At 39.1% G+C, this 11,239-nt stretch carries 10 protein-coding genes; 7 read left to right on the top strand and 3 right to left on the bottom strand.

The features are described from left to right. Positions 1-91: 91 nt before the first annotated feature. A complete protein-coding gene (locus ACHABW_RS13895) occupies positions 92-1,123 on the bottom strand; it encodes an STAS domain-containing protein (protein ID WP_435755856.1) in 1,032 nt (343 codons plus the stop codon). Between the two features lie 170 nt (positions 1,124-1,293). Then, a complete protein-coding gene (uvsE, locus tag ACHABW_RS13890) occupies positions 1,294-2,259 on the bottom strand; it encodes a UV DNA damage repair endonuclease UvsE (RefSeq protein WP_435755855.1) in 966 nt (321 codons plus the stop codon). Positions 2,260-2,679: 420 nt separating this feature from the next. On the opposite strand from uvsE, the gene ACHABW_RS13885 reads away from it, so the two are divergent. From ACHABW_RS13885 to ACHABW_RS13865, 5 genes are all read left to right on the top strand, one after another. Further along, positions 2,680-3,000, top strand: a complete 321-nt coding sequence (locus ACHABW_RS13885; protein ID WP_435755854.1) for a hypothetical protein — start codon at positions 2,680-2,682, stop codon at positions 2,998-3,000. An 80-nt stretch (positions 3,001-3,080) separates the two neighbouring features. Continuing rightward, positions 3,081-3,398 (top strand): hypothetical protein, encoded by a 318-nt coding sequence (locus tag ACHABW_RS13880; RefSeq protein WP_435755853.1) that lies wholly within the window; start codon positions 3,081-3,083, stop codon positions 3,396-3,398. 60 nt (positions 3,399-3,458) lie between these two features. After that, positions 3,459-3,623, top strand: coding sequence for a hypothetical protein (locus ACHABW_RS13875; RefSeq protein ID WP_435755852.1), 165 nt, complete (start codon positions 3,459-3,461; stop codon positions 3,621-3,623). Positions 3,624-3,686: 63 nt separating this feature from the next. Then, positions 3,687-3,830, top strand: coding sequence for a hypothetical protein (locus ACHABW_RS13870; protein ID WP_435755851.1), 144 nt, complete (start codon positions 3,687-3,689; stop codon positions 3,828-3,830). 693 nt (positions 3,831-4,523) lie between these two features. Next, the gene (locus ACHABW_RS13865; protein WP_435755850.1) at positions 4,524-4,742 is read left to right on the top strand and encodes a hypothetical protein; all 219 of its coding nucleotides are present in this window, start codon (positions 4,524-4,526) and stop codon (positions 4,740-4,742) included. A 277-nt stretch (positions 4,743-5,019) separates the two neighbouring features. Here ACHABW_RS13865 and ACHABW_RS13860 read toward each other — a convergent pair whose 3' ends face one another. Next, a complete protein-coding gene (locus ACHABW_RS13860) occupies positions 5,020-5,256 on the bottom strand; it encodes a hypothetical protein (RefSeq protein ID WP_223292414.1) in 237 nt (78 codons plus the stop codon). A 460-nt stretch (positions 5,257-5,716) separates the two neighbouring features. Here ACHABW_RS13860 and ACHABW_RS13855 point away from each other — a divergent pair, with 460 nt between their 5' ends. Beyond that, entirely contained in the window at positions 5,717-7,324 is a 1,608-nt protein-coding gene (locus ACHABW_RS13855; RefSeq protein ID WP_435755849.1) for a peptidoglycan-binding protein, read from the top strand. Between the two features lie 759 nt (positions 7,325-8,083). Continuing rightward, on the top strand, positions 8,084-11,221 hold the full coding sequence (locus ACHABW_RS13850; protein WP_435755848.1) for a L,D-transpeptidase family protein: 3,138 nt from the start codon (positions 8,084-8,086) through the stop codon (positions 11,219-11,221). Positions 11,222-11,239 lie beyond the last annotated feature (18 nt).

Below are 11,239 nucleotides of genomic sequence, written 5' to 3'. Positions count from 1 at the left end.
AAATATGGAAACTCTAAGAAGCCACCTAAAACAAAAAAACAACTCCAGTGATCATCACTGGAGTTGCCTTGAACAGTTGGAACTTTTCATCTTATGGAATCTGACGGCCTTCTTGAGACAAGGCAAATAAAATAGCGTGTTTCAATGTAGAAAAGCAATGAAAGTTATTATCTCTGAGTGTAAAGCCACCCTGTGTCATTTTCATACTTAAATCAGGTGAGATACCGACAAGAATTGTATCCGTTCCAAGCAGTGAAGTAGTCGATGTTAACCCTTGAATCAGCGACAAGCTATGTTCATTCGCATCGCCATCTAGACCAGTCAGATCTAAAATTAAATACTTGGCTTGGAACTTAGGGAGTCTTTCCAAGGTTTTATCAAGCAGCTCATTGGCTCGATTTTCATCATACCTTCCTAATAATGGGATCACAACAATGTCATCTAACACCGGTATGATCGGAGAGGATATTTCCTGAATTAAATCGGTTAATTCTTTCGTTCGTTCATCAACCATTTCCTCAAGCTTTATAATATGAGCCTGTTCTTCATTGCGAGCTAAATCATGCATGTTAACTGTAGGTGTCACGGAAGATGGCCCAAGTGTGTACTCATCATAGTCATCCCCCATTGCCTGAGACTTCGAGATGTTATACCAAATGTTTTCATGAAACAGACCAGACAAGACGCCAGCCCAGTGACCCGGCAAAAACAAGTTAGGCTTCTTCTTTCCTTGTTTTCTTATAATTTTATATTCCCAGCTGTCCTCTACTTGTATAACAGCAGTTTTATTTTCCAACGATACCTCTTTAATTGTCACCTTTCCCCAACCGGCAGAACCATAAATCTTAGGAAGGATATCAAATATCTCATTGATATCCGTTTGTTTATAAAAATTACTGACATCGGTACCCATTCTAAATCCAGTTGTCTCTAGAACGACATCAGCTGCTTCCTCCCCGGAAACCTCTTGAATCGTTTCTAAAAAGCTTTTCATGGCAGTATCTATCCAAAAAAGAACAACATCCTCCCCAAGATACCTAAACGTACCCTTTTCGGTTTCCCACTCGAAAGGCATATCATTAACTTCTATTTTAGGTAGGTCAGTCTCTTCATAATCTGACATAGAAAATCGCTCCTTCTGTTATTAATCGCTCAAAAAGTATATAAATTCAATTATTACATAACTCCCGCAAAAAATAAAAGAAAGAGAAAAGCACAAACCAAGGGGGTCAGACCCGCCATTATTTGGAATTTAGGTGAGGCTTTAATTTGCTTTCTCAGTAATGGGTGGTGTTATAGAAGCTTTACGGTGCTTTGGTTGATGATGGATACATCGCTTCGGCTTTTCATATCTTTCATTAACTGAAACAAGGCACTGTCTTTCTTTTTTGCTTCGATCATACAATCAATCTGATCAACGGAGCCTTTCACTTCCTTTAAAAAGTCAAAAAACAGCTCCGTGTCGATATATTCGTGGTGAGCCCGGTATTGGGTTTCGCTTTTAGGACTGGAAATGTGCATTTTCACAGGTAAATTTGATTGGGTCCACGTTTGGAGCACTCTATCCCAATCCTCCCGCCAATTAACTGTCCCTGGATTAGCCAGGTGATGATGGTAATCGAAAACCATCGGTACCTCTAGCTTTTCGCACAAATACAACGTATCCGATAACGTGAATTTGGTATCATCGTTCTCCAACATGACCATTGCTTGTAATTCTTGAGGGACGAACCCCCAGTTTTCAATAAAGTTTTCTAATGCCTTTGTCTTATCATTATAGTGTCCGCCAACATGAAGCACACACCGGTGCTTAGGATCGACTCCCATACCCATGAGAAGCTTATAGTGGTAGCGGAGTGTCCGAATCGAAGTTTGCAGAATATCTTTGTCGGCATTATTCAGAACAACGAAGTGATCCGGGTGAAAATCAACTCGGATGTGATGGCGGTTGATGATTTCTTTTATCTCTTCAAATTCAGCCTTTAACGGAGAAATATAATCCCAATTACCGATCTCAGGATGATTGACCAAAGGCACAAGCTTGGAGCTAAGGCGAAAAAAAGTAATATCATTTGCCACATTGTGTTTAAGAAGTCGTATGCAGTTTTGTAAATTAGTCTGTGCGAGCCGGGAAAGTTTTCTAATAGCGGCGTCTGTATTAGCAATCTTTTCGAACTGCGCAAAAGTCATTGTTTTCGAAGGAGATGCATTTTTAACGACAGAACTCATCGCTACATAACCTAGACGAATGATTGTCATAGAAAGTCATCCTTTTTACTTTTTCTCTTATCCTCTCCATTCCGTCATCCACTTAATTAGCCAAAACACCATTTCCAATAAATGGGGGGTCTGACCCCAAAAAATGGACCCCAAAAGCCGCAAAAAAGACAATATTATTATGAAAAAGTGTGTAATTTGAATATGTATTTGAAATAATTTTTGATGACTAGATTAAAAATAGGGAGCCATGAAGTGTACTCATGGTGGGATTTCGTATTTACGGAAGTAGGGGAAGAATATGGGAGATTATCAAAAAGGGCTAATTCATGTTTTAACTGATGGCTGCGGTGTAATACCCTGTAGTAGAGCCAGTCTTAATAGCAATCATCCATTGAATTTACGGTCAAGGCTCATACATCCGTAAAACAATCTCAAAAAAATATTAGGAGGAATACATTCATGAAAAAAGCAATTTTAACACTCGCATCAGGAGTATTATCACTAGGAATTCTAACAGCATGTGGAGGAAATAACGAAGAGGAAAACGTAGAGGTCAATGAAGGTGGCACTACAAATCAAGTTGAAACGACTGACAACAGTGTGAATGAAGAAAACAGCATGGACGAAGGAATGAAAGAAGAAAATAGCATGAATGAAGGAATGAAAGAAGAAAACAGCATGGATGAAGGAATGAATGAGGAAAAAAGTATGAACGAAGAGGAAAGCGTGGAAGAGAACAACAGCATGAATGATGAAATGGATGAAACAAACAACTCATAAGCAATAAGTGGTTAAAAATAGAAGGTATGAAATAAACAGTTAGACGAAAACTAGGTAAAACACATATAAGGAGGAAATGAATGATGAAGAAAAAATTAATGTTAACCGCAATGTCGAGTGTATTGACTTTAGGTGTGCTTGCAGCTTGTGGAGGGAATAATGAAGAAACACCAGTAAATGATGCACCAGCAAACGATACTGGTACAGAAACTAATTTAGAGGAAAACGGTACTATGAAAGAAGAAGAAGGTATGCCTGAAGAAAACGGCAAGAATGAAGGAGAGAATATGCCTGAAGAGAATGGTATGGGTGAAGAAGAAGGCGCGAAGGATGAAGAACTAGGTGACGACACGAACGACGATATGGGCGAAATGCCCGATGAAAAGAATAATTCTTAATATGACAGGGAAACATTGAAATACTAAATATAATTTAATGAGAAAAGGAGGATTTCTATTTTGAAAAAGAAACTAATGTTAGTGGCAATGTCAAGCGTACTGGCACTCGGTGTTCTTGGAGCATGCGGAGATGTAGACGAAGAGCCAATCAATGATGATCCAGTGTTGGAGAACAACGTGGACAATGATATGGGCACCAATACGGAAGTAGAAGTAAACGACTGATCACTAAGTTTTGAAATCGTGAATACTTTGATTCTTATCAATAAATAGGAGGATGAGGAAATCATGAAAAAGAAATTAATGCTGACAGTTTTATCAAGTGTATTTGCCATAGGTGTTCTTGGAGCATGTGGCGATGTAGAAGAGCCAGTCAACGAAGATCCAGCATTGGAGAACAATGGTATGATGAACGAAGAAGGAAATATGTGATAACTATCAAACCCCCCTTATTTGATATATATATATTAAAGGATACGCTCTTGAGCGTATCCTTTTTTTGCAAGATAATTATCGTGTTGGTTACTATCGAACAGAGGTGCTCGAATCCGCTTTAGGCGGACGCTTTCCGCGGGCAATGCTTCAGCCTCCTCGGGAAAGTTCTCCCTGCGTGGTCTTCAGCTATTGCTTTTCCCTAGGAATCGCCGCCTTCGCTACTTCGCTTCGAGATTTTTAAAATCTATGGTTAAGAAAGCAGTGCTTTTACTTTAAATTAAGACACTATGCGTTTTTCTTAACACTTGGTTCTTGTATTCGCTTCGGGCGCCGCTTTATATTCCCCAAGAAGTGCAGTGTCACCTCTTTTCTATACAGCTAGACTCAGAACAAACAATTAAGCAGCAATGAGGAAATCTTTAATTCCTACTTTTTTGAACCTTAGATCGTGAGGTATCCAATCCCGATATTTGATAAGATAATTTCCGGATTAAGTGTATACCATAAAATACCATTTTTACATGGTTTCTCATAAAACTGTGAGAAAGTATGGAAGACTTCCTAAAAGCTGTGGAAGATATTGCTAGTTGGATTTTTAAGAGTTAAGATAATCTTAGTTGATCAGTACCTAAGAATCAACAGAGAACAATGGTCAGCACATAGATATGTATAATGAGGAGGAATTTTATTATGAAAAAGAAATTAATGCTTACTGTACTATCAAGCGTGTTAACTCTAGGTGTCTTGGCTGCATGTGGTGGCACTGAAAACGAAACTGAACTCGAAACTGATCCAGCAGTAGAAAACAATACTACTGAGGTTGAAGTAGAAGAAGAACCAGCTGCTGAAAATGCGGAACTAGAAGAAGCGCCTGCTGAAGAACCTGCTGAAGATAACGCTGCAGAATAATAATTAAATAAAATCTACTCCCTGCCTTTATAAGGTAGGGTTTTTTTATGATAAATAGTTTTTAAAGAAGAATGAGCTGGCCAAGCGATATCGCGAGTTAGAAAGGAAATGCATCGGTTCTTTAAGAAAAATGAGCGACCAATAAAGAAGGATCCCCCTATCCCTCACCAACAGCTTAAAAAAGCTACCTCCTGCATCTAAAAAGGCACAGAAAAAGTATCCTTCACTTTTTTCTGCGCCTTCTGCAACATCGTTCATTGCGTGCTACGAGCTATGGTTACGAGCAACCTTCACACTCATAATAAGAATCTTTCAACTCTAACACCTTCAGCAATTCAACAATTTTAATATCATCTTCCTCTGTAAACTCCATATCAGCCACGCGCTCGGTAATTTTAGCCCGCGCTTTGTCTTCATTCATCTCAGCGATACTGAATTCACTTTTCACACCCGTTGAAATCACCTCATAGGCGAATAAATATCGTTTCAATCCTTTGTCAATATCTACACTCATATTCAACCCTCCATTACAATTATAATTTAAATGTATACCCATTCCCATGATAGATGAAAAGTCTATCAAAGGTAAAACAAAGAGTATCACAAAAGTGCACAAAAAAAGATACCCCTTGGGACGAGGAGTATCTTTTTCGCTGTTAAAGAGAAATCCCTTCAACAAGCATATATCTATCAAAATGATAGGGGGGAGAGATGAAAGTGGTGGATTTCAACTCTTAGTATAAGTGTACCCAGCCCTACCGCCTTTAAAACATTTTAATTTAAAAAACTTTTAAAAAACTTTCTGAAAACTGGTATCATAAATAATTGCCCATGAAAATTTTGACATTTATATTCACTAAATAGGACAATAGAACCTACTAACCTATCGATATCTTTGATAAAATTAATTCACCATAGCGGAAATTAGGAGAATAGACTCTATTTTCGCGAAAAAACACGAGAGAGGTGAATGCATGTCTTTTTTAGAGTCGAAAATCCGTTCAACACTTTTTGTTTCCGTTGCAGCAACAGGGGTAGCATTGATCGCACCTAGCATGGCAGAAGCTTCCTTTGGAGATAACACCCTCCGACAAGGGATGGAAAACAGCGAAGTTAAACAACTGCAAGAACGCTTAATAGAAAAAGGGCATTTCAAACACCATACCGCTACAGGCTATTTCGGTGACCTGACTCGCGAAGCTGTTGTTACATTCCAAAAGGAGAATAAATTAACACAGGACGGAATTGTCGGACGACAAACATTCGGAGCATTAAGTGGCAGTACTTCCACATCTGGATCAAGTAAAAAAGAATCCACCAAAGAAGCTTCCTCAACCACAGCAACTGTTAAAGCGATCAGCAACACAAAACAAGTGATGCGACTAGGAACGTCGAATAGTGATGTTACTAGTTTACAAGCTTACTTGAAAAAAGCGGGTTTTTACGAGGGTTCAACATCAGGAAATTACGGTGCCCCAACGGTACAGGCCATTCGGAAATTTCAGCAAGCTCGTAGCTTAACCGTGGACGGATTAGCAGGCCTTAATACATTGGCCCGCATCAATGCAGAAATAAACAATACATCCGCTACTACTAAAAAAGCTGACAATTCTGGCTATAAAGAAGCATCAAAATCCAATGTATCCTCCAACTTATTATCGAACGTTATCTTAAGACAAGGATCCAGGGGAGATAAGGTACGAAGCCTGCAAACGCGTCTCAAAGACTTAGGTTTTTTATCAGGCAGTGCTGATGGAGTATACGGACCACAAACAGCCAATGCTGTAAAGTCGCTTCAACGTCAGGCAAAAATTGGTGTAGACGGCATTTTTGGACCAAACACATTTAAACAATTGGAGACAATCGTGAAAAAAGACAGTAATACAACAACCGAATCCAAACCAACAGGCGGATCAAGCGGCTCAATTGAAAACAGTAAATCAAATGGATCAAATTCCTCCGATACACTTAAAGAGGGAAGCACAGGATCCAATGTTGTCGAATTGCAAAACATGCTGCGTGCTATTGGACATTTAACTGGCAGAGCAGACGGCCAATTCGGACCGCAAACAAAATCAGCTCTCGTAAAATTCCAAAAGGATTGGAAACTCGTATCAGACGGGATTGCAACAAAATCTACCTGGGACAAGCTTCAGGAAGTGTCATCGATACATAAAGAAGAATCCGGCTCTAGTGGTGGATCAGGCTCATCGAACACATCCTTCAACACAATCAATCTAGTTGCAGACGCAGGAAGCTACATCGGCGTACCATATGTATGGGGCGGAACAACTGCCAACGGATTTGACTGTAGTGGATTCATCCAAAACGTCTTTCAAAAAAACGGTGTTTCCTTACCAAGAACAGTTGCATTGCAATGGAATGCAACGAAAGCTGTAACATCACTCCAAGTAGGCGACATCGTCTATTTCGAAACCTACAAAAAAGGACCATCACATAACGGAATATATATCGGAAACAACCAATTCATTCACAGTGGCTCATCCACAGGCGTAACCATCACAAGTATGGATAACAGCTACTGGAAACCACGCTACCTAGGAGCCCGCCGCGCATCCTAAAATAGCATTTTAAACGCAATAAATATCGTGCTACAGTATTTCAAGTAAATATTGATGACATGTTACTGATTCACATAAGCATGGTGATAACTAGAAGGCTAACGAGCCTCTGGATATCACCATGCTTTTATAATGGAAAATAAAAGAGCCTCCTCCTGACGCTTTGGATACTTCTGCTGGAAATAAAGCTAGTTCAGAACTTAGTTCTAATTCAGCACACGTTGTCATCCAAGAAATCACAAGGTACCCCAATGAATAAAAAGTATTACGTTATAATCTACCGTTGGCTAATTATCCCCACATGTTATTACTGCAAGGAACTGAATTCGTCTACCTACTATTTCCTCTCCCGTTTCTTAATTTTGAAGATTAACATTGCAACTACAGGACGCGAAGAAGGGGACCTTACTAACGATGACTCGGTCGTGAGTACTTGCAAGTTTTACCAGACTCCAAAGCAACTTTCTTAAAAGTAACAATGTATAAGTAGATGGCTATCCATACACCACCCCATCTTTGATGCTTAATAGTAGTGTGAGGAAAAATGAAGAGAATAGAGCATATGCAAGAGTCTGAATAGAAATTAATCACTAATTGAGTCTAAAAAACAAGACTATATACCCATTTATCTACTTTTTTCTGGTTTTTTCACATAGAACACTTCCTTTTATACTTCCTTTTATACCATTAAAACCCTTGAAAAGAAGATTTTCCTCAATTATAATGAGATTAAAAGATTAAGAAGTGAAGGGGAAATGTATGAAACAAGTCAAAATAGCTTATATGGTGGTATATTTTGTAGTTTTTATGATCTTTATTGTTAGCAGCGTTGGTGTTTCAGCAAATAGCTTACAGGAACAATCAAATTTAAACGTAAAAACTAATGAGGGAGAACTACTAGGAACTATAAATAAGAATGTATCAGATATAATTTATTACGTGGATGACCAAGAAAAAATACACATAGATTGGTTTGGAACAAAAGGATATATAGAGGATACAAGTTTATTAGAAACGTGGTCCCTTGAACTATATGAGGAAGATCGTGACACAGTGGAAGAGACTTCTGAGGTAGTGCTCGATCAAGAGTATAGGTTTGAAGCGATAGATGAAACGGTAATGTTAGAAGGAATCGTTTTCGAAGATCAAGCAGTAAAGATCAAAGACCAAGAAGACGACGCATCTTACATAGCCACATTAGGCGGACATGATGTAATCTTAACCCCATCCCCGGCAGGCGATCAGGAAGCGGAAGCTACCAATGGAGAAAATGAATCTCTTGAGGAGGAGACATCTTCCAACGAGGAAGGGCAAGATACAAACTCCTCAAATAATGCGGAACCACTGTCAGATAGTGAAGAAGAGGTTGCTGAAAAAGAATCCACTACAGAAGCGAATCAAGAGAACGGAGATAATTCCGGAACCTCTACGGATGACAATGAACAGGTAGGGAAAGAAGAGACCGAACAAAACGCGACAGTGGAAACGAAAGAGAGTGAAGAAGAAAACCAAGAGGAAGAATCCGGAACAACAGTAGCTTTGCAATCTGTCGATGACTCTTCGTTCACAAGTGCAGAGGAGTACAACACGAATTACTTCCGTGTACTGACAGATAATATAAAAGTGTTCGATAATCGGTCAGGAAGTTTAGTAGAAGTTGGTCTATTAGAGAAAGATGAAACCTATGTGAGAATTAGTTCTTATGGGGAAAGCTGGCATAGAATTCAATACGGAGACCACTTCGGATACGTTCATGCTCGGCACACGGAACCATCGTCATCTAGTGCAATCGGGAACGAAGGAAGCGGTTATTCACAAGGGGCGCGTACTTTTACTGCGAAGGAAGATATAGCGGTCTATGATAACACGAGTGGATCACTTGTAAAGTTTGGCGAGGTACAGGCTGGACAGACCTATCCCATCGTAAGTGATTATGGCAATTGGTATCGAGTATTGTTTTCCGATCGAATCGGTTATGTGAGTAAATCGGGCGTCGACGTCTCCTTCACATCAGCGGATACATATTTTCAAGTTACAGAGAGCGAATTACCAGTGTACAAGAATCAAAATGGAGAATTGAAGAAAGTAGGAAATGTAACGAAAGGACAAGTCTACCCGAGAATTAGTTCCTATGGACCGAGTTGGCATAAAATTCAATTCGGAAAAGAACAGGGATATGTGTATTCGCAGGGGACAGTCCCAGTAAGTGGAAACAGTTTGAAAAATAAGAACGTGAACTATCAAATGAGTGACCGGGTATTAAAAGTGGACCGCGAGGTGCATGTTTACGATAATAGCTCTGGAAGTCTCGTCTCATTCGGAAAAATAGCGAAGGGGCAAGAATACGCCATTGTCGGGAATTATGGGAATTGGTATCGAATTTTATTCTCCGATCGAATTGGGTACATCAGTAAAGACCATGTCACGGTGAGCTTTAGTAAGGGAGATACCCATTTTGAAGTGGTATCAAACAATATGCCTGTTTATGATAATTCAGGTGGTTCGTTGAAACAGGTGGGAGAATTAACGAAAGGTCAAGTATATCCAAGAATAAGTGCCTATGGATCAAACTGGCATCGGATTCAGTTTGGCAGAAGTTACGGGTATGTTTACGTAGATGGCACGCGTCCTGCAAGTGCGAGTGCTGTTAAGAACGAAAACCAGGGGATGTCATACTCTTCCCAAAACTTGACGGTCAAGAGTGATGCAAAAATTTATGATAATTCGACGGGGAAATTAGTGGAATTCGGCGAGGTTAAAGCAGGGAAAAGCTACCCAATTGTTAGTGATTACGGAAACTGGTATCGTGTCTTACTGTCCGATCGTGTCGGTTATATGAATAAAGAAAATGTAACGGTTAGTTTTAGCGCATCAGATCGCTACTTCCGTGTGGATATGGAGAATCTCCCATTATATGAAAATAGAAATGGCTCTCTAGTTGATATAGGTTCACTTGAACAAGGTCAAACATTCAAAAGAGAACGAGCCTATGGAAATTGGCATGAAGTAAAAATCGGTGATAAAAAAGGTTACGTCTGGGCAGCTGGAACTTCGCCTTCTATAGAAAAAGGAGCGACAAATGGAGTGATTAAGAAAAACTTAAATTTCACTTCATTTACTACTCGTGAATCAGTTGCGGTTTATGATAATGAATCAGGTGATTTGAAAAAAATAGCAACGCTAGAACCAAATATCAAATATGAAATAATAGATGAGTTTGGTTTAAATTGGTACGAAATTAATTTCTCAGGAAAAAAAGCGTATGTCAGAGCAGAGTCAGTAACTTATAATTTATCAGCATACGAGCAAAGGTTTTTAAATAAATTACAGGGATCTGAACAAGTCATTATTGCCGATGCTGCAAATTCAACTACTATTCAAGCAAGTGTTAGATTGTATGAGAAGCAGAATGGAAACTGGCGCCCGAGATATTCTGTATTCCCAGCAACGTTAGGATACAATGGATTTGGAGAGAACAAGGTTGAAGGAGATGGTCAAACCCCTACAGGAACATACGGCTTGTCGAGAGGATTTGGAACAGCTCAGGAACCTAGTGGTCTTAATTTTCCATACACTAGAGTCACTTCAAATGACTATTGGATAGATGATTCAGCATCAAATGATTATAATAAATGGATCAATTATTCTGGTGATCCTAATTCTAGATGGAATTCATTTGAGAGGTTACATCAACAATTGTATAAGTATGCTATTACAATAGATTATAATGTTGATCCTATCATTTCAAATAAAGGCAGTGCCATTTTTATGCATGTCTGGAAAGACTCTAACAGTGCAACAGCAGGCTGTGTTGCACTGTCAGAAACAAACATCGTAAAAATAATGAAATGGTTAGATTCAGACAAAAAACCAAATATTGTTTTAAGTCCAAAATAAAAAGTGCCATTAAATATA

It is taken from the genome of Salipaludibacillus sp. CF4.18 (assembly GCF_051262595.1).
Lineage (GTDB): Bacteria > Bacillota > Bacilli > Bacillales > Salisediminibacteriaceae > Salipaludibacillus > Salipaludibacillus neizhouensis.
Note: the sequence above shows the minus strand (reverse complement) of the source record. Positions and strands in the feature narration are given on the sequence as shown.

Bases quoted from the DNA above. Each gene is read 5' to 3' on its own strand.
- ACHABW_RS13870 (WP_435755851.1), top strand. From the start codon at position 3,687: ATGAAAAAGAAATTAATGCTGACAGTTTTATCAAGTGTATTTGCCATA.
- ACHABW_RS13885 (WP_435755854.1), top strand. From the start codon at position 2,680: ATGAAAAAAGCAATTTTAACACTCGCATCAGGAGTATTATCACTAGGA.
- uvsE (WP_435755855.1), bottom strand. From the start codon at position 2,259: ATGACAATCATTCGTCTAGGTTATGTAGCGATGAGTTCTGTCGTTAAA.
- ACHABW_RS13865 (WP_435755850.1), top strand. From the start codon at position 4,524: ATGAAAAAGAAATTAATGCTTACTGTACTATCAAGCGTGTTAACTCTA.
- ACHABW_RS13895 (WP_435755856.1), bottom strand. From the start codon at position 1,123: ATGTCAGATTATGAAGAGACTGACCTACCTAAAATAGAAGTTAATGAT.
- ACHABW_RS13855 (WP_435755849.1), top strand. From the start codon at position 5,717: ATGTCTTTTTTAGAGTCGAAAATCCGTTCAACACTTTTTGTTTCCGTT.
- ACHABW_RS13880 (WP_435755853.1), top strand. From the start codon at position 3,081: ATGATGAAGAAAAAATTAATGTTAACCGCAATGTCGAGTGTATTGACT.
- ACHABW_RS13860 (WP_223292414.1), bottom strand. From the start codon at position 5,256: ATGAGTGTAGATATTGACAAAGGATTGAAACGATATTTATTCGCCTAT.
- ACHABW_RS13850 (WP_435755848.1), top strand. From the start codon at position 8,084: ATGAAACAAGTCAAAATAGCTTATATGGTGGTATATTTTGTAGTTTTT.